Source organism: Halarcobacter mediterraneus, assembly GCF_004116625.1.
In the GTDB taxonomy this organism is placed as follows: domain Bacteria; phylum Campylobacterota; class Campylobacteria; order Campylobacterales; family Arcobacteraceae; genus Halarcobacter; species Halarcobacter mediterraneus.
On record NZ_NXIE01000003.1, the window covers coordinates 427,559 to 450,394 of the forward strand.

General features: G+C 27.3%; 32 protein-coding genes. 16 read left to right on the top strand and 16 right to left on the bottom strand.

Translation table 11 applies throughout. From position 1 onward, the window contains the following. Positions 1-94: 94 nt before the first annotated feature. Positions 95-1,138 (top strand): CNNM domain-containing protein, encoded by a 1,044-nt coding sequence (locus tag CP965_RS09570; RefSeq protein WP_129061868.1) that lies wholly within the window; start codon positions 95-97, stop codon positions 1,136-1,138. A 30-nt stretch (positions 1,139-1,168) separates the two neighbouring features. On the opposite strand, the gene CP965_RS09575 is transcribed toward CP965_RS09570, so the two are convergent. Continuing rightward, the gene (locus tag CP965_RS09575; RefSeq protein ID WP_129061869.1) at positions 1,169-1,690 is read right to left on the bottom strand and encodes a rhodanese-like domain-containing protein; all 522 of its coding nucleotides are present in this window, start codon (positions 1,688-1,690) and stop codon (positions 1,169-1,171) included. Between the two features lie 192 nt (positions 1,691-1,882). On the opposite strand from CP965_RS09575, the gene CP965_RS09580 reads away from it, so the two are divergent. Beyond that, the gene (locus CP965_RS09580) at positions 1,883-2,266 is read left to right on the top strand and encodes a hypothetical protein (protein WP_206732286.1); all 384 of its coding nucleotides are present in this window, start codon (positions 1,883-1,885) and stop codon (positions 2,264-2,266) included. A 29-nt stretch (positions 2,267-2,295) separates the two neighbouring features. Then, positions 2,296-3,108, top strand: coding sequence for a DUF4405 domain-containing protein (locus CP965_RS09585; RefSeq protein ID WP_129061870.1), 813 nt, complete (start codon positions 2,296-2,298; stop codon positions 3,106-3,108). 10 nt (positions 3,109-3,118) lie between these two features. On the opposite strand, the gene CP965_RS09590 is transcribed toward CP965_RS09585, so the two are convergent. Then, entirely contained in the window at positions 3,119-3,772 is a 654-nt protein-coding gene (locus CP965_RS09590) for an HAD family hydrolase (RefSeq protein ID WP_129061871.1), read from the bottom strand. Positions 3,773-3,880: 108 nt separating this feature from the next. On the opposite strand from CP965_RS09590, the gene ung reads away from it, so the two are divergent. Further along, positions 3,881-4,531 carry a uracil-DNA glycosylase gene (gene ung / locus CP965_RS09595; protein ID WP_129061872.1) on the top strand — a complete coding sequence of 217 codons (651 nt, stop codon included), beginning with the start codon at positions 3,881-3,883 and terminating at the stop codon, positions 4,529-4,531. Continuing rightward, positions 4,525-4,926 carry a DUF695 domain-containing protein gene (locus CP965_RS09600; protein WP_129061873.1) on the top strand — a complete coding sequence of 134 codons (402 nt, stop codon included), beginning with the start codon at positions 4,525-4,527 and terminating at the stop codon, positions 4,924-4,926. Before ung ends, CP965_RS09600 begins: the two co-directional genes overlap by 7 nt. On the opposite strand, the gene CP965_RS09605 is transcribed toward CP965_RS09600, so the two are convergent. Then, positions 4,918-5,316, bottom strand: a complete 399-nt coding sequence (locus CP965_RS09605; RefSeq protein ID WP_129061874.1) for a hypothetical protein — start codon at positions 5,314-5,316, stop codon at positions 4,918-4,920. The two genes, CP965_RS09600 and CP965_RS09605, sit on opposite strands and share 9 nt — an antisense overlap. Positions 5,317-5,443: 127 nt before the next feature. Here CP965_RS09605 and CP965_RS09610 point away from each other — a divergent pair, with 127 nt between their 5' ends. From CP965_RS09610 to CP965_RS09620, 3 genes are all read left to right on the top strand, one after another. Next, complete coding sequence (locus CP965_RS09610) at positions 5,444-5,695, top strand: ComEA family DNA-binding protein (protein ID WP_129061875.1); 252 nt, start codon at positions 5,444-5,446, stop codon at positions 5,693-5,695. Positions 5,696-5,776: 81 nt separating this feature from the next. Continuing rightward, positions 5,777-6,190, top strand: coding sequence for a YchJ family protein (locus CP965_RS09615; RefSeq protein ID WP_129061876.1), 414 nt, complete (start codon positions 5,777-5,779; stop codon positions 6,188-6,190). Positions 6,191-6,233: 43 nt separating this feature from the next. After that, positions 6,234-6,974, top strand: a complete 741-nt coding sequence (locus CP965_RS09620) for a YaaA family protein (protein WP_129061877.1) — start codon at positions 6,234-6,236, stop codon at positions 6,972-6,974. An 8-nt stretch (positions 6,975-6,982) separates the two neighbouring features. On the opposite strand, the gene purE is transcribed toward CP965_RS09620, so the two are convergent. From purE to CP965_RS09650, 6 genes are all read right to left on the bottom strand, one after another. Continuing rightward, positions 6,983-7,507: a 5-(carboxyamino)imidazole ribonucleotide mutase gene (gene purE / locus CP965_RS09625; RefSeq protein ID WP_129061878.1), complete on the bottom strand. Its 525-nt coding sequence runs from the start codon at positions 7,505-7,507 to the stop codon at positions 6,983-6,985. Then, complete coding sequence (locus CP965_RS09630; RefSeq protein WP_129061879.1) at positions 7,504-8,658, bottom strand: 5-(carboxyamino)imidazole ribonucleotide synthase; 1,155 nt, start codon at positions 8,656-8,658, stop codon at positions 7,504-7,506. Before CP965_RS09630 ends, purE begins: the two co-directional genes overlap by 4 nt. A 20-nt stretch (positions 8,659-8,678) precedes the next feature. Then, positions 8,679-8,969, bottom strand: coding sequence for a P-II family nitrogen regulator (locus CP965_RS09635; RefSeq protein ID WP_129061880.1), 291 nt, complete (start codon positions 8,967-8,969; stop codon positions 8,679-8,681). A 2-nt stretch (positions 8,970-8,971) separates the two neighbouring features. Further along, positions 8,972-9,949, bottom strand: coding sequence for a sodium-dependent bicarbonate transport family permease (locus tag CP965_RS09640; RefSeq protein WP_129061881.1), 978 nt, complete (start codon positions 9,947-9,949; stop codon positions 8,972-8,974). A 118-nt stretch (positions 9,950-10,067) separates the two neighbouring features. Next, on the bottom strand, positions 10,068-11,345 hold the full coding sequence (locus CP965_RS09645; RefSeq protein ID WP_129061882.1) for an NAD(P)/FAD-dependent oxidoreductase: 1,278 nt from the start codon (positions 11,343-11,345) through the stop codon (positions 10,068-10,070). Positions 11,346-11,356: 11 nt separating this feature from the next. Further along, positions 11,357-11,653 carry a c-type cytochrome gene (locus tag CP965_RS09650; RefSeq protein ID WP_129061883.1) on the bottom strand — a complete coding sequence of 99 codons (297 nt, stop codon included), beginning with the start codon at positions 11,651-11,653 and terminating at the stop codon, positions 11,357-11,359. Positions 11,654-11,917: 264 nt separating this feature from the next. Here CP965_RS09650 and ectA point away from each other — a divergent pair, with 264 nt between their 5' ends. From ectA to CP965_RS09685, 7 genes are all read left to right on the top strand, one after another. Further along, entirely contained in the window at positions 11,918-12,400 is a 483-nt protein-coding gene (gene ectA / locus CP965_RS09655; protein WP_129061885.1) for a diaminobutyrate acetyltransferase, read from the top strand. A 12-nt stretch (positions 12,401-12,412) separates the two neighbouring features. Continuing rightward, positions 12,413-13,693 (top strand): diaminobutyrate--2-oxoglutarate transaminase, encoded by a 1,281-nt coding sequence (ectB, locus tag CP965_RS09660; protein WP_129061886.1) that lies wholly within the window; start codon positions 12,413-12,415, stop codon positions 13,691-13,693. A gap of 4 nt (positions 13,694-13,697) precedes the next feature. Further along, positions 13,698-14,093, top strand: a complete 396-nt coding sequence (locus CP965_RS09665) for an ectoine synthase (RefSeq protein ID WP_129061887.1) — start codon at positions 13,698-13,700, stop codon at positions 14,091-14,093. A 2-nt stretch (positions 14,094-14,095) separates the two neighbouring features. Next, positions 14,096-14,401 carry a hypothetical protein gene (locus CP965_RS09670; RefSeq protein ID WP_129061888.1) on the top strand — a complete coding sequence of 102 codons (306 nt, stop codon included), beginning with the start codon at positions 14,096-14,098 and terminating at the stop codon, positions 14,399-14,401. Beyond that, positions 14,398-15,048 carry a winged helix-turn-helix domain-containing protein gene (locus tag CP965_RS09675; RefSeq protein WP_129061890.1) on the top strand — a complete coding sequence of 217 codons (651 nt, stop codon included), beginning with the start codon at positions 14,398-14,400 and terminating at the stop codon, positions 15,046-15,048. Before CP965_RS09670 ends, CP965_RS09675 begins: the two co-directional genes overlap by 4 nt. A 72-nt stretch (positions 15,049-15,120) precedes the next feature. Next, positions 15,121-16,488: an aspartate kinase gene (locus tag CP965_RS09680; protein ID WP_129061891.1), complete on the top strand. Its 1,368-nt coding sequence runs from the start codon at positions 15,121-15,123 to the stop codon at positions 16,486-16,488. A 57-nt stretch (positions 16,489-16,545) separates the two neighbouring features. Beyond that, positions 16,546-17,418 (top strand): TPR end-of-group domain-containing protein, encoded by an 873-nt coding sequence (locus tag CP965_RS09685; RefSeq protein WP_129061892.1) that lies wholly within the window; start codon positions 16,546-16,548, stop codon positions 17,416-17,418. Here the strand turns inward: CP965_RS09685 and CP965_RS09690 are convergent. The 5 genes from CP965_RS09690 to secG all read right to left on the bottom strand — a co-directional run bounded on the left by CP965_RS09690 (position 17,415) and on the right by secG (position 20,676). Beyond that, entirely contained in the window at positions 17,415-18,506 is a 1,092-nt protein-coding gene (locus CP965_RS09690; protein WP_129061894.1) for an MFS transporter, read from the bottom strand. The genes CP965_RS09685 and CP965_RS09690 overlap by 4 nt on opposite strands. Beyond that, positions 18,506-18,994, bottom strand: coding sequence for an RDD family protein (locus CP965_RS09695; RefSeq protein WP_129061895.1), 489 nt, complete (start codon positions 18,992-18,994; stop codon positions 18,506-18,508). The genes CP965_RS09690 and CP965_RS09695 overlap by 1 nt, the downstream gene beginning before the upstream one ends. A 5-nt stretch (positions 18,995-18,999) precedes the next feature. Continuing rightward, positions 19,000-19,599, bottom strand: a complete 600-nt coding sequence (pyrE, locus tag CP965_RS09700; protein ID WP_129061897.1) for an orotate phosphoribosyltransferase — start codon at positions 19,597-19,599, stop codon at positions 19,000-19,002. A 2-nt stretch (positions 19,600-19,601) separates the two neighbouring features. Next, positions 19,602-20,159 carry a ribosome recycling factor gene (gene frr, locus CP965_RS09705; RefSeq protein ID WP_129061899.1) on the bottom strand — a complete coding sequence of 186 codons (558 nt, stop codon included), beginning with the start codon at positions 20,157-20,159 and terminating at the stop codon, positions 19,602-19,604. 160 nt (positions 20,160-20,319) lie between these two features. Next, positions 20,320-20,676, bottom strand: a complete 357-nt coding sequence (secG, locus tag CP965_RS09710; RefSeq protein WP_129061900.1) for a preprotein translocase subunit SecG — start codon at positions 20,674-20,676, stop codon at positions 20,320-20,322. A 72-nt stretch (positions 20,677-20,748) separates the two neighbouring features. Here secG and CP965_RS09715 point away from each other — a divergent pair, with 72 nt between their 5' ends. Continuing rightward, positions 20,749-21,441: a methyltransferase gene (locus CP965_RS09715; RefSeq protein WP_129061902.1), complete on the top strand. Its 693-nt coding sequence runs from the start codon at positions 20,749-20,751 to the stop codon at positions 21,439-21,441. On the opposite strand, the gene CP965_RS09720 is transcribed toward CP965_RS09715, so the two are convergent. Together CP965_RS09720 and CP965_RS09725 are read right to left on the bottom strand one after the other, a co-directional pair. After that, positions 21,393-21,803: a thiamine-phosphate pyrophosphorylase gene (locus CP965_RS09720; protein ID WP_407646408.1), complete on the bottom strand. Its 411-nt coding sequence runs from the start codon at positions 21,801-21,803 to the stop codon at positions 21,393-21,395. The genes CP965_RS09715 and CP965_RS09720 overlap by 49 nt on opposite strands. A 40-nt stretch (positions 21,804-21,843) precedes the next feature. After that, complete coding sequence (locus tag CP965_RS09725; protein WP_129061903.1) at positions 21,844-22,536, bottom strand: Bax inhibitor-1/YccA family protein; 693 nt, start codon at positions 22,534-22,536, stop codon at positions 21,844-21,846. Between the last annotated feature and the right edge of the window lie 300 nt (positions 22,537-22,836).

A 22,836-nucleotide genomic window follows, 5' to 3' on the forward strand; every position in this document is an offset into this window, starting at 1 on the left:
TAAATATGAAGAATATATAATTTTCTTCAATAAAATATATGCTAAATTTACTTCTATTTATATATAATTATTAAAAATTTTAGGATAATTTATAATGTTGATGTTAATCTATTTTCTTATTGCTGTTGGAGTATCATTTTTATGCTCTATTTTAGAGGCTGTATTATTATCAATAACAGTATCTCATATTGAAATAGTAAAAAAAGAAAAAAGAAAACTAGGTCTTTTGATGGAAAATCAAAAGAAAAATATTGATTTTTCAATAGCTGCAATTTTAACTTTAAATACTTTTGCTCATACCTTAGGTGCTGCAGGTGTTGGAGCAGAAGCTGCAAAGGTATTTGGTGAAGAGTATATGTTTTATATTTCAGCTATTCTAACAATCTTAATTTTAGTTTTTTCTGAGATTATTCCTAAAACTATAGGGGCTTACTATTGGAAAACTTTTGCTGGTTTTTCCACTAGAGTTATTCGATTTTTAGTAATAATAACTTATCCAATTTTACTGATAATGAATAAAATCACAACCTATATTACACCTAAAAGAAAAGAAACAATAACAAAAGATGAGATTATAGCTACAGCAAATATTGCAGAGAGAAAAGGAATTCTTAGAGTAAAAGAAAGTGCAATGATTGAAAATCTTTTGAAATTAAATGAGATAAAAGTTAAAGATATTTTTACTCCAAGAAGTGTAGTCTTTGCAGTCCAAAAAGAAGATTTTTTTAAAAGTTTTGAAAATAGAAAATATTGTGATTTGAATAAATTTAAAGAGTATTCACGAGTACCTGTGTATGATTCAGGAATAGATGATATTGTAGGTGTTCTTATTTCAAAAGAGTATTTTCATGAATTATTGGAAAATAAATATGAAAACAAAGAGGACTTAATTAAACCTGCGACAAGAGTAAATGAAAATATTGCAATTTCTAAATTAATAGATATGTTTTTAACTAAAAATGAGCATCTTTTTATCGTTACAGATAATTATGAACAAACTGAAGGAGTAGTTACTTTGGAAGATGCTTTAGAGTCTTTATTGGGAGCTGAAATTGTAGATGAACTTGATAGTAATGTAGATTTACGAGAATTAGCAAAAATAAAAATGAAAGAAGCAAGAAAAAATTTAGAAGAATAATTTCCAAAGGTTTAAACCTTTAGAAATCTTTTATTTTTTATCTTTACAATGTTCTGCGTAGAAGTTACCAAATTTAAGTCCTGTTCCACCTTTATCTTGTTTAACAGTATATTTAGTAACAACAGGATTACACTCATCAATCCAAGAGTATAAATCATAAATTTTTACTGTTTTAAATCCCATTTTTCTAATAGTTTCTGCCTCAATTGAAGCTCTTGCTGCTGAGTTACAAACAATAATTAAGTTTGGCTTGATGAATTTATCATCCATATCAAGTGCGTGAAGTGCTAAACCCTTTTCTGGTGCTTGTCTACCAATTCTAACTGCACCTTTGATATGTGCTGCTGACCACTCTTCCATTGTTCTAACATCTGCAACTAACCAATCTTTTGAATTTAAAGCTTTTTTTACATCTTCTGTAGTAGCATAAGTTCCAGCTTTTTTATTTGCATCTTTTAGTTGAGAACTTAGTTTTTCATAACTTATAAAGTCTGTTGCAAAAAGTGTTGAACCTGCAACAAAAATTGAAAGTAGAATCATTTTTAGTTTCATTAGTTTTCCTTATGTTTTATTTCTTCTAGATTATAATTAATAGTTATTTATATTCAACTTAATATTTACTTAATATCTATTATGATTATTATAAATTTAGGTTATAAATCAAGAAAACTATAGATACTTTTACTTTTTCTTTATGCTTATATATTATAATTATACAGTTAGTTTATAATAATAGGAAAAAGTATGGATAATACAGATTTAATGAGAGAAGCCCAAACAAAATTTGAAAAAAAATTAATACAAGAAAAATATAATGTAAATGTAGCTTTTTATGTTCACTTAAAAGAGTATAATAACACTGTAAGAGATGAGTTAGAAAAAAGACTTGAAGAAGTATTTTTTTATGCAAGAGGTGTTGATTGGAAGTTTGATAGTTTTGGAATTGAGAAAGCCGGAAAAAGAAATAAAGATATTTTGGGTTTTTTTATTTTTAGAACAGCAAATATCACAGAATTAAAAAAGTTATTTAAAGAATACTTTGAAGACTATGATAATGCAATTAAAATTACATGCTCTGTTGCAGAGTATGAAAAGATAAATGAAACTTTCTTTGAACTAGATGTATAGTAAATTTATTTAAATATAAAGGAATGGAAATGAGTTTTAAAAAAGTCACTTCATTAACGATGTTATGGATAATGCTTGTTATGACTTATACTGGAATTGTTCTTTTTATTGCACCTCCAGGAAGAGTTGCAAACTGGTCTAATTGGTATTTTTTAGGTTTAACAAAAGAGAGTTCAGCTCAAATCCATTCTACTTTTATGGTTTTATTTATAGCAATGACTCTTTTTCATATTTTTTATAATTGGAAACCTCTTACAAGTTATATGAAAAATAAAACAAGGCAAATGGTTTTTTTCACAAAAGAGATGTTCGTAGCCATTTTTTTAATTATCTTATTTATTTTTGGTACTTTATCTTATTTGCCTCCTTTTTCTAGTTTTCTAAATTTTGGAGAAAGTATAAAAAATTCTTGGGAAAAAGAGTATGGATTAGCTCCATATTCCCATGCAGAACTATCATCATTTAAAGATTTCTGTAGAAAATTAAATTTTGATTTAGAGAAAAGTAAAGAAATTTTATCTTCTAATAATATTATCTTTATTGAAACACAAAGTTTACAGCAAATAGCTCAGAATAATAAACTTAGTCCTCAATTTATTTATAACTTATTAAAAAAGAATTTTGGAGTTGAAGGTAAAATTGTACAATTATCAGGATTAGGGAAAAAAAGTATTGAAGATGTTGCTATATCTTTAAATATTTCTACTCAAGAGTTTATTTCTAAATTAGAAAATTTAGGAATTGAAGCGAAAAAAGATGATAAATTCAAGTTACTAAGTGAAAAGTATAATACTAGCCCTATGAGTATTTTAGAGAAGTTAGGGTTTAGAGAAAAAAAGTAAGTTTTAAAACTTACTTTAATAAATTATAAATATCTAAAGGGGTTTTTACAATATAATCAGCTCCATTTTCTATTAACTCATCTGTTCCTCTAAATCCCCAAGATACACCAACAGCTTTCATTTTTGAGTTTTTGGCTGTTTTCATATCTACATCACTATCTCCTACAAAAAAGATATCTTCGCATTTAAGATTAAAAGCTTCTGCAATTTCTACTGCTGCTTGTGGATTTGGTTTCTTAGGAACATTTTCTTTTGAACCATGAACTTCAATAATATTTGAATATTTTGAGAAAAAGTCTTTTACATATTTTATTGTAAATTCATGGGGTTTGTTCGATAATACACCTACTTGGTATTTATTTTTATCTAAAAGTTCTAAAAGTTCATAAATACCTTCATAAGGTTTTGTATTATGATGAATTTCTTGGTCATAAACTTTTTTGAATCTATTTAAGACTTTTTTTGCAAGTTCATTTTCACTATTTTTTGGAAGGGCATTTTTTATTAAAATATCAGCTCCTCCTCCTACAAAATACTTATATTCTTCAAGGGGATGCTCAGGAAGGTCAAACTCTTTTAATACTATGTTTGTACAAAGAGCAATATCCATTAAAGAGTCTATTAACGTTCCATCTAAATCAAAAATAACACCTTGCTTTTTCATTAAATTCCTTTTTATTTTTTAATTTTATCAATAGAATATATAAAAAAGATAAATTCTTATATTTTAATATTTATTTGTAATAATACCTTTTTTATTTGAAGGATAGATATGGATAGTTGGAAAGAAGTGATTGAAAAAGAGAAAAATAAAGAGTATTTTATAAGTTTAAAAAAAGTAATTGATTTAAAATATGAAACAACAACAGTTTTCCCTCCCAAAGAGTTGATTTTTAATGCATTTTCTAAAACAAGTATAGAAAATCTAAAAGTAGTTATTTTGGGACAAGATCCTTATCATGGACAAGGACAGGCGCAAGGATTGGCTTTTTCTACTCCAAGTAATATAAAAAACCCTCCTTCAATGCAGAATATTTTAAAAGAGATAAAAGCTGATTTAAAAAAAGATTCTATTTGTTTAGATGGTGATTTAAATCCTTGGGCAAAACAAGGGGTTTTACTTTTAAATGCAATTCTAACAGTTGAAGAATCAAAAGCTAAATCTCATCATAATTTAGGATGGGAAATTTTCACGGATAATATAATAAAATATATTTCTTCAAATTGTGAAGGAGTAATATTTTTACTTTGGGGAAGTCCTGCAATTAGTAAAAGAAAATTAATTGATGAATCAAAACATCATATATTAACAGCTCCTCATCCAAGCCCTCTGTCTGCATATAGAGGCTTTTTTGGATGTAAACATTTTAGTGAAGTAAATAAAATTCTAAAAAAAGAAAATAAAAAAGAGATAATATGGTAGAAAATTATAATGAAGAGTGGGAATTAAAAAATACTTCTAATATAAATAGTTTATTAAGATTTCGAAAGGCTTATTTAGATGAAGAATTAAAAGATTTATTGATTGTAAAACATCATTACCATATTGCAGATGATATTATGTTCCCTGACCCTTCATGTTTATCTTTCTTTACTGCTTTTGAACAAAATCATATTTTAAAATATGAAGAAGAACACTATTTCTTTTTATCTGCTGTAAATATAAGTGAAGGTTTATTTGAATTTTATATTTATTGTAAAGATTATGAGAGAACAATTGCTTTTTTGATAGAGTTTTTAAAGTCAAATAGTTTATATAAGTGTGAATTTGAAGTAGTCCTAAATGATAAAGGAAGTAGATTAAAAAATTTAATCTAAGTCCTTATTTAACTCTGTTAGAAAGGAAACAAAGTTTTTATTATGAATCTTATTGATTTGTAGTAAAATATAAGCAACAATAACTACATTTAAATGAATCAAGGCTTCTTTAAAGTCTAAAAAGGCTAATAAAATACCTGCAATAAGAATAAAAACGGGATATACTAGTTTTAATCTTTGTTCATCTTTCACAATAAGTATTTGATAATCTTTCAAATTTAATTTTATAAAAGATTTATCTTCACTTGTAAGTTTTTTTGATGTTTTTAATTCATCTAACTTTTTTAACACCTCAAGTTTTTTCTTATATTGATAATATTTTACAAAAATCATTATAAGAATAATTAATGAAAGAAAATTAGAAATTAACTCCAGTGGAATTTGTTCCATGTCTTAACCCTTTTTTTTATTTAGAAGATTTTAGTATATTTGAAATTATAGTTTACTAATGGCTTAAATAAAATTTAATATTATTAATATATAATTTCATTATAAATTATAATTAAAAGGAGTTAAGATGAAGAAGATTTTATTAGGTCTTATGTTAAGTTGTGCTTTTTTATTTGCAGCAATTGATTTAAATACGGCTACAAAAGCTGAATTGATGAACATAAAAGGAGTGGGAGAAAAAAAAGCTCAAATGATAATTGATTATAGAAAAAAACAAAAAATCAATAAGCCTGAGGAATTGATGACTTTAAAAGGTTTTGGAAAAGTATTAATAAGTAACATAAAAAACAATTTAGAAGTGAAATCAAAAAGTAATTAATATAAAAGTTAGTGAAACTTCACTAACTTTTATTTCCTTCTCTTTATAAAATTTGCTAAAATATAAAAAAAGGAGTAGGAAATGAAAATATCAGGAAACTCTTTCTGCCCATGTGGAAGTCAAAAAAAGTTTAAAAAATGTTGTAGAATATTTCATTTTGGAGAAAAACTACCTAACCCTTTAGAATTAATGAAATCACGATATAGTGCTTTTGCAGCTTGTGATGCAAACTATATAATTAAAACTACTCATCACGAAAATCCTGAGTATACTACAAATATTAAAGCATGGGAAGATTCAATACATGATTTTTTTGATCATAGCCAATTCAAAAAACTTGATATCTTAGAGTTTATTGATGGAGATACGGAAGCTTATGTTACTTTTAAAGCAACTATTTTTCAAGGTGCAATTGATATTTCTTTTGTTGAAAAAAGTAAATTTGTAAAAGTTGGAGATAATTGGTTATACCGTAGTGGTGAATTTATTGAATAATCAGCATTAATAGTATAAAAATATAGAAAAATAAAGAGAGAATATGAAAATATTATTAGCACCTGCCGAAACTAAAAATAGTGGAGGAGAAAATAAACCTTTTTGTAAACAAAACTTCTTTTTAGAAGAGTTATTTGAAAAAAGACAAGAAATTTTTAATATTTATGAAGACTTTGTTTTAAACTCTACAATAGAAGAGTTATCAAAGTGGTTTGGTTTAAAAAAACTAGATGAAGTAGAAAAGTATAAACAAAGTTTAAAAGAAAAGCCTACAATGAAAGCAATCACTAGATATGAGGGAGTAGCCTTTGATGCATTAGCTTATAATTCTTTGGATAAGAATGCACAAAAATATATAGATGAAAATGTATTATTATTCTCAAATCTTTTTGGACCAATAAAAGCAAATGATTTGATTCCTGATTATAAATACAAACAAGGTGCAAAACTTCCCAATATAAATGTAGAAAAATTTTATTTAGATAATTTTACAGATGCATTAGATGAGTTTGTACAAGAAGAAGTAATTGATTTAAGAGCTGGATTTTATGAAAAGTTTTATAAGGTAAAAAAAGCAAATGTTTTAACTTTTAAGTTTATAAAAGATGGAAAAGTAGTTTCTCATTGGGCAAAATTTTATAGGGGGAAACTTTTACAAGAAATTGCAAAAAATAATATAAAGAACCATAGTGAGTTTATGGATATGCAAATTTCAGGATTAAAACTTCAAGAAATACAAGAGAAAAAGAATATAAAACTTCTAATAATGAATATAGAAGATTAACAATGGGGTTATTTACCCATTGTTTTTAAATATTCTTCATATTTTATATCTTCTAGTTTTTCTATTTTAGCATTAACTTCATCAAGCATTTTATTTTTGTATTTAGATACTTTTTTTCTAATTTCTTTAGATTTTATACCAATCATTTGAGCAGCTAAAATACCAGCATTTTTAGCTCCATTAATTGCAACAGTTGCAACAGGAACTCCTCCTGGCATTTGAACAATTGATAATAGTGAATCCATTCCTTCTAAAGAAGAGCCTTTAACAGGAACTCCAATTACAGGAAGAGCTGTTAATGAGGCAACCATTCCTGGAAGATGAGCTGCTCCTCCTGCACCTGCAATAATAACTTTAAGTCCTCTTTTTTCTGCACCTTTTGAGTATTTAACTAATCTTTCTGGAGTTCTGTGAGCTGAAACAATTGATACTTCATACTCTATTCCAAACTCTTCACACATTTGTGCTGCTGCTTTCATAACTGGAAGGTCTGAATCACTTCCCATAATAATTCCAACTAGTGGCTTATTCATATTTTCTTACTCCCTTTTATTTTTAAAATGTTTTTTGCTTTATTGGCTTTTTCTAAAGCAATATCTATATTATCGTCTAAAACTGTAATATGTCCCATTTTTCTAAATGGTTTTGTAATTGATTTTCCATAAAAATGAAAAGATAATTCAGGAATTTCAAGTGCTTCATGAATACCTTCTATAAAGGGTTCTCCTTCATAACCTTCTTCTCCAAGCAAGTTTACCATAACTGCTGGAGATATTAGTTTTGTAGAACCTAATGGCAAGTTTGTAACTGCACGGATAATTTGCTCAAACTGTGATGTAGCACAGGCTTCTACTGTATAGTGTCCTGAATTATGTGGTCTTGGTGCAATTTCATTTACTAAAACTTCACCTTTTTTATTTAAAAATAGTTCAACTCCAAAAATACCAACACCATCTAAGGCTTTAATTGATTCAGTTGATATCTTAATGGCTTTTTCTTCTATTTCTTTTGAAATTCTTGCTGGAGCCATAACTGAATCACAGATATTTACTCTTTCATCAAAAAGCATTTCAACTACAGGATAACATTTTATTTCACCTTCAATATTTCTAGCAACAATAATTGCAAGTTCTTTATCAATATCAACTAACTCTTCTATAAAAGATTCTGTTTCAAGGGCAATTGTATTTGCTTCTTCTTGAGTTTTTAGCATTTGAACCCCTTTACCATCATAACCACCAAGTTTGGCTTTTTGAATTACTGGAAAACCAAATGCTGCTAAATCTTCTTTTGTTTTTACATCTTTATAAGCAGGTACAGGGATACCTCTTTCATCAAGAAGTTTTTTTTGTTCATATTTATTTTGGATTAATTCCATTACATATGGGGAAGGATGAATATTATAGCCTTGATCAAAAAGCTCTTTTAATATTGATGTATCAACATGTTCTAGTTCGAAAGTAGTAACATCAGTCTCTTTTACTAATTGTTCAAGTTTCTTTTTATCATGAAATCCACCCATAATATGGTTATCTGAAACTTGTGCAGCAGGACAATTAAAAGTTGGGTCTAAAATTGTTACATGAAATCCCATTTTTTTTGCTTTTTGAGACATTATTTTTCCTAATTGTCCCCCACCAATAATTCCTAATTTTAAACTAGAATAGTTAAAGTTCTTATCCATTTATTTCTCCAAATTAATTTTTATAAAAGCATCATTGAATCAGAAACAATACACTTACCACCATATTTTTTAGTAAAAGCCCTAATTTCTTCTTTTATTTCTTCAAATTTACTATCTGTACATACTGTAAATATATAATTATTACTAAAAACATCAGTTACTTCATCTGCAGTTCTAAGACCATGACCTCCACACCCTTCAATATCTCTAATAATTGTATATCCATTTATTTCATAGTTTTTAAATAAATCTAATAGTCTATTTATATAAACTGATTCAATTATGATTTCAACTTTTTTCATATTTTCCATTATTAACCCCACAAAATATTTATAAAATAGTAGTAAAGTGGTATTCCCAAAGATATATTAAATGGAAATGTTACTGCTAAACTTAAAGGAAGGTAGATACTAGGACTAGCTTCAGGAACAGATAATCTCATTGCTGCAGGTACAGCTATGTAAGAGGCACTACCACTTAATAGTGATAGAAGAAATGCATCGCCTTTAGATAAATCAAAGAAATATGCAAAACTCATTGCAAGAGATGCATTAATAATTGGCATTATAATTGCAAAACCTATTAAAAAGAAACCAAGTTTTTTAAGTTCATAAATTCTTTTTGCTGCAACAAGTCCCATATCAAGAAGAAAGAAAGCTAGAATTCCTTTGAATAAGGCACCAAAAAGTGGCTCCATTGAGTTCCAACCTTTTTCTCCTGTGACAATACCTATTATTAAAGCTCCGATTAAAAGAAATACTGATGGATTTAAAAAAGCTTCTTTAAAAATTTCAAGCCAACTTGTATTCTTTTTTTCTTCAGAATCTTTTTTTGTAAATAAGGCTACAAATACAAGTCCTATAACAATTGCAGGTGACTCCATAAGAGTCATTGCAGCAATCATATAACCTCCATATTCAACACCAATAGTTTGTAAATAAGTAATACCTGTAATAAAAGTAACAGCACTAATTGAACCATAAGTTGCAGCCACTGCAATAGCATTATAGTTATCAAGTTTTATTTTAAGAATAAAAAAACTATAAATAGGTACAAGAATTGCCATAAATACTGCTAATAATAGAGCTTTAAAAACATATAAATCAAAACCACTTTTAGATAATTCATACCCTCCATGAAGTCCAATTGAAATTAATAAAAAAAGTGAAAAAAACTTTGGTAAAGGTTGAGGAATAGACAATTCTGATTTAAAAAAAATAGCTAGCATTCCTAGAAAGAAAAAGAGAATAGGTGGATTTAAAATATTTTGCATTATTAAATCTATATTCATTAAGTAAGTTCCTAATTGTAGATGTTAATTCTTGGGATTATACTTAAAAGATACTTTGATTTTCTTGTAGTCTGTAAGATAAGCCCTTGATGAGCTTATCTTACAGTAGGTGAGATAGTTAAGAGAAAATATCTGCCATTTGATTCTCATACCAAGCAACAGCGTATTCAGCTTCTTGTATTCTATAAGATTCATCAGCATTCATAGGACTTAGTCCTCCTGCACCTGGAACAGCAATTATTCCATCTTCATGGGCTTCATAAACAGCAGCTACTGTAATTCCATAGTTTGGAGCAATTAAACTATAACAAGTATTTGCTAGCTTTGGAGGATTTACAATATCTTTATTTTTTAATAGTCTTACAATTTGTAAGGCTGCAATCTTTGCTTGAGAATTTGCAGAAAAACCTGATTTCGGCATTTTTGATGCAATTGATGCATCTCCTATAACATGAATATTCTTTATAAGTTTTGATTCAAAAGTTTTTGTATTAACAGGACACCAGTCTCCATCTGTTAATCCTGAATCAAAAGCTAATTTCCCTGCTTTTTGGTTTGGTATATAGTTTAGAACATCAGCTTTAACATCTTCATCTTCTGTTTTTATGATTCTATTTTTGGGATCTACTTCTAAAACCTCTCCACCAAATTCGGCACTTCTCCATTCAATCATATCTTTATAAAGTTTTTCCCAACCTTCTTGAAATAAACCTTGTTTAGAAAATTTATTTTTTTGGTCAAGAATAATGATTTTTGAGTTTGGTTTATTTTTCTTTAAATAATTAGCTACTAAAGAGATTCTTTCATATGGTCCAGGAGGGCATCTAAAAGGATTTGCTGGAGCAACCATTACATATGTTCCTCCATCTTTCATCTCTTCTAATTGTTTTCTTAATAGTAAAGTTTGTGCTCCTGCTTTGTATGCATGAGGTGAATACTGTTCTGAACCTTTTACATAACCTTTTTCATATTTAAAATCAATCCCTGGGGATACAATTGCTCTATGGTAAGCAATTTTTTCTCCATTTTCAAGAATTACTGTATTTGTTTCTCCATCTACTTTCTTTACTTTTTCATGGATAACTTTTATTTTATATTTACTTTCAAGAGTTTTATAATTGTGTTTTATATATTCTATATCATTTAACCCTGCAATAACAGTATTTCCAAATGGACAAGTATAATACTCTTTATTTTGCTCAATTAAGATAACTTCTGTTTCAGGACTAAATTTTTTTAAATATTTTGCAGCTGTTGCTCCACCAAAGCCACCACCTACAATTACAACTCTTTTTTTATCTGTTGGAAGAGATACCGAAGTTATACTACTACAAGCAGCAAAAGATAAAGCTACTGAACCTACAAGTATTTTATTGAAATGTCTTCTATTTATCATTGTTTATCCTTTTATCTTTGAACTTTTGAGAAATAATAAGCAATTTGCTCTAATTCTTCATCTAAGAAACCTTTTACATGCTTTTGCATCATTGTTCCTTCTCTTTTCCCATATTTATAGTCTAATAGGATTTGATACATTCCTGTTTTACTCATACCTGCAATATATGGAGTAATAGTTTTAGATTTTCCATCTGTTCCATGACATGAAGCACATGATAAAGATAGCATTTCCCCTCTTATTGGATCATACTCTGTAGCATAAGAAAAGCTACATAAACAGAACAAAGCTATAATAAACTTTTTCATCTTCTCCCCTTTTTGATTAATTTCATGAACTTTAATAAAGCCCAAAAGATAATAATATTTATTTTTTCTTAACTGTGTCTTAATGCATAAAATTAAAAAAAGATAAAAAAGAAAGAATAGTTACAAAAAGATTACAAGAAAAATGGCAATATTTAAAACTACTCTAAGTTATTTATAAGTTTGATATGTTATATTTTTACAAACTTTATGTAAAAAAAACACATTTAATATGTAAAATATATAAAGTGAAAAGGATAAAAATTAATGAGAGATGACATAAGTATTAGAAAACCAAGAAAACAAGATGGTAAAAAAATACATGAATTAGTAAAGAGTACTAAGGTGTTGGATGTGAATTCTGAGTATTTATATCTATTACAAGCTACACATTTTTCTAATTTATGTTCTGTTGCAATTTGTGAAGAAGAAGTAATAGGTTTTGTTTCTGGATATATGATACCAAATGAAAATAATACTCTTTTTATCTGGCAAGTTGCAGTGGATGAAAACTTTAGGGGAAATGATCTTGCAAGGAGATTGATTTTAGATATTGTTCAAAGGAAGGAATTAAATATTAAGTTTTTACATACAACTGTTTCTCCTAGTAACAATTCTTCAATTAGAGTTTTTGAAAAAGTTGCAAAACATTATGAAACGCAAATGACTAGTTGTGAATTTTTTACAAAAGAAGATTTCAACAATCAACATGAAGAAGAGGTTCTATATAAAATAGGACCATTTAAATAAAGGAAAATTAAAATGAGAATTTTTGAAAATTTAGAGTCAGAGGTAAGAGGTTATATAAGAAGTTTCCCAACAATCTTTGAAAAGTCAAAGGGAGCAATATTAACTAATGAACAAGGTGAAGACTATATAGATTTTTTTGCAGGAGCAGGAACATTAAATTATGGACACAATAATGAGCATGTGACAAAAGCTTTAATTGAATATTTACAAAATGATGGTGTTGTTCACGGTTTGGATATGGCAACTAGTGCAAAAAAAGAGTTTTTACATGCATTTAATGACACAATTTTAGTTCCAAGAAATTTAGATTATAAAATCCAATTTACAGGTCCTACAGGAACTAATGCAGTTGAAACAGCACTTAAACTTGCAAGATTAGTAAAAGGAAGAAGTAATGTAGTTTCTTTTACAAATGGTTTTCATGGTTTAACTCAAGGATCTTCTTCAGTTACAGGAAATGATGATTACAGAGATGAAAGTTATATTAGTAGATCAAATGTATCATTTATGCCATTTGATGGTTATTTTGGTGATATGAATACAATGGCTATTTTTAGGAAATTTTTAGAGGATAGTAGTAGTGGACTTGATATTCCAGCAGCTGTTATTGTTGAGACAATTCAAGGTGAAGGTGGAATTAATGTAGCTTCAAAAGAGTGGTTACAAGAGTTAGAATCTATTTGTAGAGAATATGATATTTTATTAATTATTGATGATATTCAAGTTGGTAATGGTAGAACTGGTGAGTTTTTCTCATTTGAGTTTGCTGGAATTAATCCTGATATTGTAACTGTTTCTAAATCTATTGGTGCAGGATTACCAATGGCAATTGTTTTATTAAAACCAGATTTAGACCAATGGAAACCAGGTGAGCATACGGGTACATTTAGAGGAAATAATTTAGCATTTGTTGCAGCAAAAGTAGCAATTGAACAATATTGGCAAAATGATGATTTATCAAATGCAGTTAAATATAAAGAGGATTTATTAAAAAAGACTTTAGAAAAAATTGCTGATAAATATAAAGGTACTTTTGATATTGAAGTAAGAGGTAGAGGATTAGCTTATGGTTTTGAAATCAAAGGTGATAATTCTGTTGCTGGTGAAATTTCTTCATATGCATTTGAAGAAAAACTAATTGTAGAAACTTGTGGTAGTGAAGATCAAGTTGTAAAATTTTTACCACCTTTAATTATTGATGAAGAAACATTAAAAGAAGGACTTAATCGTCTTGATAATGCAATTGAAAAATTAGTTGCAGATAAAAAAGAAAAATTAACAGAGGAATTTTAATAGTATGATAGTAAGAGATATAAATAAAGACATTATTGGAACTGAAAAAGAAGTTCATGCAAAAGAAGGACAATGGACAAGTAGAAGAATGCTTTTAAAAGATGATGATATGGGATTTTCTTTCCATGAAACAATTATAAAAGCAAATACAAAAACACATATACATTATCAAAATCATTTAGAAGCAGTTTATTGTGTTGCAGGAAATGGAAAAATTGAAGATTTAGCTACTGGTGAGACTCATGATATTTATGATGGAGTAATGTATGCTTTAAATAATCATGATGATCATAACCTTTATGGGGGGAGTGAAGATATGAGACTTATTTGTGTATTTAATCCTCCTATAAAAGGAACTGAGAATCATGATGAAAATGGAGTCTATCCTTTAGAGGATTAAGTGTGCGATTTATCTATATAAAAAACTATTTGAATATTTCAAGAGAAAAAAAGTTTGAATTTATAAAATATATATATTGTTTTGATAAATTTAAAGTAATTAATCAAAAAATTGTTTTAAATGACAATTCTTTGATTATGGAACTAGATTCAAACTCTTCATTTGAAATTGCAAAAAAGTCAATAGATACATTTTTCAAGGATTATGAAGATATTGAGTCTTTTTTCGTAGATTCTTTAGCAATAGAAGAGAATAAACTTTTTGTTATGCGTGATAATAAAGTTGTTAGGAGTGTATACATTAAATGAGGCTATTAGCTTATAATATAGATAGTGAATTATTAGACTATATTGAAGAAAAACAACTTTATATCACTGATATAGCAGAAGATATTAGTGATGCAATTTATCATAGTGAAGTTAGATATTATAATATGTTAGTAATAGATTGTAGTAATTACTTTGATGCAAAGAAGATCTTAAAAAATATAAACTATAGAATAACAGCAACAATTTTTTTAGTTGATGATTGGACTAAGGATTTAGAAATAAACCTATTAAAAAAAGGTGCAATGTCAGTTATAAAAAAACCCACTTCAAATAATTATATTTTAGCAAAAATGCAAGCAATACATAGAGAAAACTTTGAAAAAGAATTAATATATAAAAATCAGTATAAAGCAAATTTAGAAGAGAAATCTTTAGTGAATAATCAAGATAAAAAAATTTTTTTCAAAGGAAAGTCTTTTTCTATTCTTAGCTATTTAATAAAAAATCGGTATAGAGCTCCCATATCAAAAGATGAATTATTACAGACAAACTGGGATGAACCTGAAATGGTTTCAGATAATGTTATTGAGGTAAATATAAATTCAATTAGAAATAGTTTGAAAAAAGAGTTTGATGAGAATTTTATTGAAACAGTTAGGCATAGGGGTTATAAAGTAAGTATATAAATAAAAGCTAGTTTTTAGCATAAAATTTTTTACATTACAAAGAGAATAATTAAAAAATCAAGGAATTTTAGAATGGATATAAAAGTATGCAAGTTTGGAGGAAGTTCAGTAAAAGATGCCTCCCAAATTAAAAAAGTTTTTAGTATCGTTAAAAGCGATATTAAACGGAAAGTAATAGTTGTTTCAGCTCCTGGAAGAGATGAAAAATTTCAGGAGAAAATAACAGATCATTTATTAAATGTATCAACAGAAGGAAATCATTTTAGTGAGCAAAAAATAGAAGTTTCTGCAAAACAAAGTTTTGATGCAATTGTTGAAAAGTTTGAATCACTTTGTAAGGATTTAGAAATTGATAAAAAAACAATTATTGATAGTTTAATAAAAGATTTAAATAATAAGACATTAAAGTCAGAAAAAAAAGATGCATTCTTTTTATCTCGTGGAGAACATTATAATGCTAAGATAATAAGTGAATATATGAGAAAAAGAGGTCTTAATATTAAACTTATGCTTCCAGAAGAGTTTGGTTTTATTTTGAGTTCAAACTATTGTGATGGTAAGGTTTTAAAGCAATCACATAAAAATATAAGTGAACACTTTAAGTTTGATAAATATGACTGCTATTTAGTTCCTGGTTTTTATGGAATTACTCAAGATAATGAGATAGCTGTTTTAAGTCGAGGAGGTAGTGATTTAACAGGGGGAGAGTTAGCTTATTCTTTAGATGCAGATGTATATGAAAACTGGACTGATACAAATGGAGTTTATGAAGTTGATCCAAGAATTATCCAAGACGCAAATGTTATTCCAAGACTTACTTTTAAAGAGTTAAGGCTTTTAAGCTCAAAAGGTTTTAATGTTTTCCATTTTAATGCAATGTTAAATTGTAAAAAAAGTAAAATTCCAATAAATATTAGAAATACTAATAATCCTGAGCATGAAGGAACAATTATCTTAAGTGAAAGAGTTCCTATGGAAGACTTAGTAGGAATTGCAAAACTTGATAATATGGCTGCAATTCATTTACAAAAAGATATGCTTGCTGATGAAATAGGATTTACAGCAGAACTTTTAAAAGTTTTTAGTGAATTTGGTATCAATACTTACCATTATCCAACAGATAGAGATGATATTTCAATTTTAGTTGACCAAGAAGATTTGAAAGGAAATATAAATAATCTAAGAAGATCAATAGAAAGAAGGTTAAAAACAGATAATATTTTTGTTACATATAATTTATCTATTATTACACTAGTTGGAATAGGCTTAAAAGAAAATGCTTTTGCTGTAGTTGATGCAATTGCTGCTTTAAAAGAAGAGAATATTTCTTTTGAAATGTTTGATATGAGTCCCTCAAAAATTTCCTTTCATATAGGAGTCTCTCAAAATATTTCTGATATTGCTTTAGAAACTTTATATAAGAAAATGATAGCAGTTTAACTTATATCAAATTTATTATATAGTATATATTTAGTAATAAAGTAAAAAGGATTAGAAATGAGATGGTTGGTAGTTATATTTTTTTTGAGTATAAGTTTAAGCTTTGCACAAACCGTAAAAAATACAGAAGAAAAGATTCAACAAAAAGTTGATAGTTTACAAAAACCTCTTTATAATCCTTTTGTTGAGAATTATATTTTACATGAAATAAAACAATTAAGAGATGAAAATAGAAATTTAAAAGTAGAACTTCATGAAACATTAGCAAAAAAAGAAGTTCAAATGAATAACAATGTTGTAAATTATGCAACATCAACAATAAATAACATGTTTTATATTATTGCTGCTGCAACTTCTTTATTAGTAATAGTTGGTTGGTCTTCAATTAAAGATACCAATGAAAAAGTTAAAAACATGATTGATGAAAAGACTTCAAAAATAATTCAAGAATATGAAGAACGACTTTTAAGTTTTGAAAAAGACTTAGAGAAAAGAAGTAAACAAGTAAAACAAAATCAACATGAAATTGAAGTTACTAATACAATTCACTCCTTATGGATTAGATCAAGCCAAGAATCAACACCAACTGGTAAAGTAGAGATTTATGATGAAATCTTAAATATTAGACCAGATGAAGTAGAAGCTTTAACATATAAAGCTGATGCAGTTTTAGATATGGGGGAAGCAAATTGGGCATTGAGTCTTACTAATCAAGCATTAGCAATAGATTCTACCTATGCAAATGCTTATTACCAAAGATCAAAAATCTATGCTGTATTAGGTCAAGAAGAGAATGCAATATTAGATTTAGAAAAAGCAATTAACTTAAATGAACAGTATGTGGAAGAAATAGAAAATGATGAGGAGTTTCATTCTTTACTTAATCATGAAAAAGTTGTAGAGTTTCTTAAATTAAAAGCAACAGTTTAGACTTCCTTTGGAAGTTTTTTACTATATAAAAAAACTAATGCAAAAATTGCAAAAATAGTAGAGTAAAAAAATAAAAATTCTCCATATAACCAACCAGCAATTAAAGCCCCTAAAAAACCACCTAATCCATAAGCTACACCAAACATAAATTGTTGAGCAAGCTTTTTATTTTCGTATAAAGAGTATAAATACATAACAACTGCACTATGAAATAATCCAAAAGAAAAGGCATGAATACCTTGACTTATAAAAGTGAGTGTTAAGTTATCTGGATACATAAAAAGAATAAACCATCGTATTGCAGTAATTGCAACAGAAAATTTTATCAAAGATAAAAGATTTCTTTTAAGTAAAGGTCCTTGAAAATATAAAATAAGTATTTCACAAATAACACCAAAAGACCAAAGGTAAGATGTCATTTCTAGACTAATGCCATGCTCTGTCTCATATATTGTAAAGAAATTATAAAAGCTTCCAAAACTAAGTTGCATAAAAAATAGACTTACCCAAAATGGCCAGTATTTAAAAAAAGAAAAATTAGAATTTGATTTAGATTCATCATGATTTACATCATCATATTTTAAAAGTAATAATGCAAATGTCACTGTTAAAATATTAACAGCAAGATAATAATGTATTGCAATATATGGATTTGTTAAAAATTGCCCTAGAAGTAAAGAAATAACCATAAAACCAATAGAACCATAAAGTCTAGATTTTCCATATCTAGACTTTCCTAAGACTTTTACAGCTGTAACTTCTAAGTAGGGTAAAATCATAGATAAACAAGCTGCAAGAACAGCATTATTTATCATAAGTAAATATAGATTTTCTAAAGTTACATATAACATTAATGAACAAAATACAGATAAAAGAAGAGCTATTTTAAAAACATTTTGATTTAAAGTGATATGCTTTAGGAATAAAAAAGGTGTAATAAATTTCATAAGTGGAGCAATTGCAAATACAATACCAATTTCAAATGCACTATAACCAATATCATGTAACACTTTTGGTAAAAATATTACATAAACTCCAACCGCTGCAAAATAGAAAAAATAAAATGCTGAAAGTTTAAAAAAAAGCATTATTTTTCAGTTTGAATAACGGTTGATTTTGTCAAAAGATCTTGAAATGTTTTTTTGTCTTTTCTAAAGAAAGGTAAAAAAGCAAGAATTATTGTTGTTGCAGAAATTAAAAAAACTAAATACCTTATAATTGCTTTAGGTAGAGAAATCTTATTTTTCGTATTATCATCAATTAATTTTAGTGAGTAAGCTTTAAGTCCAGGAGTTTGTCCTTTTGCTATCCAAAAAAGGACAATAATTAATCCAAAAACTAGGGCTGTAATCCATCTTGCTTCATCACTTCCTTGAAAATCATCTTTCCCATCCATAATTAAATAAGTAGTTATATACATAATAGGCATCATAATCATAAACATATCAACAATAAATGCTTTGATTCTATGTCCAATAGGAGCAGAGGCGAAAGGGTTATCATTTATTTCTTCTTTATTTGAAGAAAGATTCTCTTTGATATTTCCCTGTTTTATATCTCGCCATCTGTTTGCCATAAAAATTAGTTACCTCTACTACCTGGTTTATAAGCAATATCTTTAAAATTACATTCTTCTGGAGTATACATTTTAAAGGTAAAATCTTCTAGTGCAAAAAGTGGTTTATCTAAAGGAAGTTTACAATTTTCCTGTCTTGTTAAATCACTACCTTCTCTTGAACAAAATCCTCTATTAGCAAGTGCAGCATAAGCAACAATATTTCCACCACCATTTTCAACTTGTTTAGCAGCTTCAAGGGCAGAACCACCTGTTGTTATAATATCTTCACAAATAATATAATTTTCACCTTCTTGAACTTCAAAGCCTCTTCTTATAGTCATCTCTCCTTCAACTCTTTCAGCAAAAATGAATCTTACATCTAAAGCAGTTGCTAAGGCAAATCCAGCAATTAAACCACCTAATGCAGGAGAACATACAGCATCAACTTTTATTCCAGATTCTTTAATTTGTTTTGCAAGTGCTTCAGCAAGAATTTTTGCTGTTTTAGGTTCCTCTAAAACTTTTGCTGACTGTAAGTAAAATTTAGAATAGTTTCCTGAACTTAATTTAAAATGTCCTTCTAGTAAGGCATTTGCATCTTTGTATATTTGTTCTACATTCATAATTAAACCGTTAAAATTTCTTGTTCTTTTGCTTTTAAAGTTTCATCTGCTTTTGAAACATATGTATCTGTAATTTTTTGAATATCTTCTAAAGCTTTTTTATTTTCATCATCAGTTATTTCTTTTTCTTTATGTAAAGCTTTGATTTTATCATTTGAATGTTTTCTTACATTTCTAATTGCAACTTTTGCATTATCAGTCATACCTTTTGCTTGTTTTGCACTTTCTTGTCTTTGTTCCATTGTCATTGGGGGGAAAAACAATTTAATTAAATCTCCATCATTGTTTGGATTAACTCCAATATTTGCAGCATTAATTGCTTGCTCTATATCACTTAAAAGATTTTTTTCCCATGGGTTAATAACAATAGTTGTTGCATCAGTAGCAGTTACTGAACCTACTTGTGATAATGGTGTTGGTGTTCCATAATAATCAATTTTTACACCATCTAAAATCGTAGTACTTACTTTACCTGTTCTTAAAGTTTTGTAGTCTCTTTTTAATGATTCTATTGATTTTTCCATATGGTCTTTAGTTTCTTCGTATATTTCATTTAACATTGTTTCTCCTTATTTTGATTACATTGGTTTTTGAAAAAGATTATACCATTAAATACTTTTATTATTTTATTTAATGGGTTTAAAATATTAGCTACTAAAGACAAAACTTTAGTAGCTTGTAAAGGAAAGATAAGAAGTAATAAATACTTCATTTTATTTATTATTTACTTTCTGGGATAGTAGGAACACTTGGTACAGCATTTGTTGGTGCAGCAGGTGCTGTACTATCTGATTTTGGTGTAGTTGGAATTAAAGTGTCAGTTTTTATACTATCTACAGCACTTTTCATCTTTTGTTGATTATAAATATATCCTAGTGCAACTGTATTTATAACAAAAAGAAGTCCTAAAAACATTGTTGCTTTGCTTAAAAAGTTTCCTGGTCCTTTTGCTCCAAAAAGTGAATCATTACTTCCACTGTATGCTCCAAGACCTATACTTGAACTTTTTTGTAATAAAATAGTTATTGTTAGAATAATTGCTAATACAAACTGAACTATTAAAAGTGTAGATGTCATATTAATTTCCCTTTTTAAAAAATGGTATATATTTTACCTGAAACTTATTAAGAAAAAGTTAAAATAATCTTTATGACTAATAAAAATCAATTCTCAAAATATGCAAAAGAATATAAAAATCATAATATTATTCAACAAATAGTAGCAAAATCGTTAATACGAGAGTTAGAAACAAAATCAAAAAGAATACTTGAATTAGGATGTGGTTCAGGACAAGTTTTTAAATATATAAATTGGAATATAGATTTTTATAAAGCAATTGATTCTTCTTATGAAATGTGTAAATTACACCCAAAAGCAGATAATATTCAGGTTAAATGCTTTGATTTTGATACAGAAGAATTTATAAATGAAATTAAAAATGATAAGTATGATATTGTATTATCATCATCTGCATTACAATGGTCAAAAGACTTAAAAAAAATTATAAAAGTCCTAAGCACTATTACAAATGAGATTAATGCAGTTTTATTTACCTCAAATACTTTTAAAACAATACATGAAATTACTAATACAAAATCCCCAATATTAGATGAAAATACGATAAAAGAAGCTTTTTCTTCTTATTTTGAATGTGAGTTTGAGACTATCTTATATAAATTAGAGTTTGATAGTAAAAAAGAGTTATTTACTTATATTAAAAAATCAGGAGTAAGCCCAAATGCTTCTTTACCATATCAGAATGCTAAAAAACTTTATAAAGAATATACTTTAAACTATTTAGAGTTTGAAGTTATATTTGTTAAAACTATTTCTAAATTATAAAGTTCATATCTTATATATTTAAAGTTCTCACTTGTCTTTATAGATGTTAGCTTTGTAAGTTCTTCAAGAACTCGAGAACTTTCTTGTGCTCTTTTAAAATTTGCAATTAAAATAGAATTTAAATCATCTCTATTTTGTTCACTTTTTATTGATTCTCTAAGAACATCATTTTTAACATCTCTTGAAGCCAATACTTCTAAATAGTTTTCAACTCTACATAAATGTCTAAGGGATTTAAGCTTTAATGCAGTATTTTTATCATTGAAACTATATCTAAAGATATCTTCAATAACTCGAATACCTTCTTTTAATCTATTTAAATTTGCATCTATAAGTCTAAGTGTTTGATTATTGTTTATCATTATATTAAAAGATTGAAATAACTAGCCAGAAGGCTAGTTATTAGTCATCACTATTTAAAATACCAAGTATTTGTAATAATGAAACAAATAAGTTAAAGAAATCTAAGTAAAGTGCAATAGCTGCTTCAATTGGAGTTTCAAATCCTCCTCTTATGATTTGTTGCGTATCATAAAGAATAAAAGCAGAAAACAATAGTGCACCAACCCCTGCAATACCTAGTTGTAATAAAGGTGATTGAAAGAAAATATTTGAAATTGAACCAACAATAAGAATTATTAAAGCAATGAATAACATTTTACCCATTGAAGAAAAATCTCTTTTTGTTGTCATAGCAAACATAGAAATACCACCAAATGCAACTGATGTCATTAAGAATGCTTGTGCAACAATTGATGCACCAGCAGGCATTGCTAAAATTGTACTTAATAGTGGAGTAATTGTTAAACCACTTAAGAAAGTAAAACCAAATAATACTGCTAAATTAATACCTGGCTTATTTTTAACTGCATATAATGCAAATAATAAAATAAACTCTAAGATAACTAATCCCCAATACCAGCTTGCAATTGTTGACACCATATCAAGACCGATGTAAGCTCCTGCAGTTGCTGCTAATAAAGAACCAGCAAATAATTGATATGTAGCTTTTAAAAAGCTCATTAGTTGAGCTTTAGACGAATCCTGTGTCTTGTATTGAGAGGTTTCTTGTGAAAGATAATCTCTGTTATACATTTTAATCCTTTCTTGTTTTTTGATATTTTATTATCTTAGTCTTAATATTTACTTTAAGATTATATATTAGTTTTAGCTTATTATTAAGAAAAGGAATTATATAAACTAAAGTTCTATATATTAATGTTAAAAATAAGAATAAACTTAAAAAAGCAGAAAAAGAGATAAAAAGAAAGAATTTCAAAATTTAAGCCAGGATTAATAAATAACTCTTGACAAGGGGAGAAAAATCTATTATAATTCCCATCCAATTTCAGAGGAACGGCATCAAAAGTGATTGATAAAGTTGTGAAGAGATGG

Excerpts from the sequence above, each read along its gene's own strand:
- CP965_RS09650 (WP_129061883.1), bottom strand. The coding sequence starts at position 11,653 with ATGAAAAAGTTTATTATAGCTTTGTTCTGTTTATGTAGCTTTTCTTAT.
- secG (WP_129061900.1), bottom strand. The coding sequence starts at position 20,676 with ATGACATCTACACTTTTAATAGTTCAGTTTGTATTAGCAATTATTCTA.
- CP965_RS09600 (WP_129061873.1), top strand. The coding sequence starts at position 4,525 with ATGGTAGAAAATTATAATGAAGAGTGGGAATTAAAAAATACTTCTAAT.
- CP965_RS09665 (WP_129061887.1), top strand. The coding sequence starts at position 13,698 with ATGATAGTAAGAGATATAAATAAAGACATTATTGGAACTGAAAAAGAA.
- CP965_RS09585 (WP_129061870.1), top strand. The coding sequence starts at position 2,296 with ATGAGTTTTAAAAAAGTCACTTCATTAACGATGTTATGGATAATGCTT.
- ectB (WP_129061886.1), top strand. The coding sequence starts at position 12,413 with ATGAGAATTTTTGAAAATTTAGAGTCAGAGGTAAGAGGTTATATAAGA.
- CP965_RS09715 (WP_129061902.1), top strand. The coding sequence starts at position 20,749 with ATGACTAATAAAAATCAATTCTCAAAATATGCAAAAGAATATAAAAAT.
- CP965_RS09680 (WP_129061891.1), top strand. The coding sequence starts at position 15,121 with ATGGATATAAAAGTATGCAAGTTTGGAGGAAGTTCAGTAAAAGATGCC.
- CP965_RS09580 (WP_206732286.1), top strand. The coding sequence starts at position 1,883 with ATGGATAATACAGATTTAATGAGAGAAGCCCAAACAAAATTTGAAAAA.
- CP965_RS09685 (WP_129061892.1), top strand. The coding sequence starts at position 16,546 with ATGAGATGGTTGGTAGTTATATTTTTTTTGAGTATAAGTTTAAGCTTT.
- CP965_RS09635 (WP_129061880.1), bottom strand. The coding sequence starts at position 8,969 with ATGGAAAATATGAAAAAAGTTGAAATCATAATTGAATCAGTTTATATA.
- CP965_RS09720 (WP_407646408.1), bottom strand. The coding sequence starts at position 21,803 with ATGATAAACAATAATCAAACACTTAGACTTATAGATGCAAATTTAAAT.
- CP965_RS09615 (WP_129061876.1), top strand. The coding sequence starts at position 5,777 with ATGAAAATATCAGGAAACTCTTTCTGCCCATGTGGAAGTCAAAAAAAG.
- CP965_RS09645 (WP_129061882.1), bottom strand. The coding sequence starts at position 11,345 with ATGATAAATAGAAGACATTTCAATAAAATACTTGTAGGTTCAGTAGCT.
- CP965_RS09640 (WP_129061881.1), bottom strand. The coding sequence starts at position 9,949 with ATGAATATAGATTTAATAATGCAAAATATTTTAAATCCACCTATTCTC.
- CP965_RS09610 (WP_129061875.1), top strand. The coding sequence starts at position 5,444 with ATGAAGAAGATTTTATTAGGTCTTATGTTAAGTTGTGCTTTTTTATTT.
- frr (WP_129061899.1), bottom strand. The coding sequence starts at position 20,159 with ATGTTAAATGAAATATACGAAGAAACTAAAGACCATATGGAAAAATCA.
- CP965_RS09590 (WP_129061871.1), bottom strand. The coding sequence starts at position 3,772 with ATGAAAAAGCAAGGTGTTATTTTTGATTTAGATGGAACGTTAATAGAC.
- purE (WP_129061878.1), bottom strand. The coding sequence starts at position 7,507 with ATGAATAAGCCACTAGTTGGAATTATTATGGGAAGTGATTCAGACCTT.
- CP965_RS09570 (WP_129061868.1), top strand. The coding sequence starts at position 95 with ATGTTGATGTTAATCTATTTTCTTATTGCTGTTGGAGTATCATTTTTA.
- ectA (WP_129061885.1), top strand. The coding sequence starts at position 11,918 with ATGAGAGATGACATAAGTATTAGAAAACCAAGAAAACAAGATGGTAAA.
- CP965_RS09695 (WP_129061895.1), bottom strand. The coding sequence starts at position 18,994 with ATGGCAAACAGATGGCGAGATATAAAACAGGGAAATATCAAAGAGAAT.
- CP965_RS09690 (WP_129061894.1), bottom strand. The coding sequence starts at position 18,506 with ATGCTTTTTTTTAAACTTTCAGCATTTTATTTTTTCTATTTTGCAGCG.
- CP965_RS09620 (WP_129061877.1), top strand. The coding sequence starts at position 6,234 with ATGAAAATATTATTAGCACCTGCCGAAACTAAAAATAGTGGAGGAGAA.
- CP965_RS09630 (WP_129061879.1), bottom strand. The coding sequence starts at position 8,658 with ATGGATAAGAACTTTAACTATTCTAGTTTAAAATTAGGAATTATTGGT.
- CP965_RS09605 (WP_129061874.1), bottom strand. The coding sequence starts at position 5,316 with ATGGAACAAATTCCACTGGAGTTAATTTCTAATTTTCTTTCATTAATT.
- CP965_RS09675 (WP_129061890.1), top strand. The coding sequence starts at position 14,398 with ATGAGGCTATTAGCTTATAATATAGATAGTGAATTATTAGACTATATT.
- ung (WP_129061872.1), top strand. The coding sequence starts at position 3,881 with ATGGATAGTTGGAAAGAAGTGATTGAAAAAGAGAAAAATAAAGAGTAT.
- CP965_RS09725 (WP_129061903.1), bottom strand. The coding sequence starts at position 22,536 with ATGTATAACAGAGATTATCTTTCACAAGAAACCTCTCAATACAAGACA.
- pyrE (WP_129061897.1), bottom strand. The coding sequence starts at position 19,599 with ATGAATGTAGAACAAATATACAAAGATGCAAATGCCTTACTAGAAGGA.
- CP965_RS09575 (WP_129061869.1), bottom strand. The coding sequence starts at position 1,690 with ATGAAACTAAAAATGATTCTACTTTCAATTTTTGTTGCAGGTTCAACA.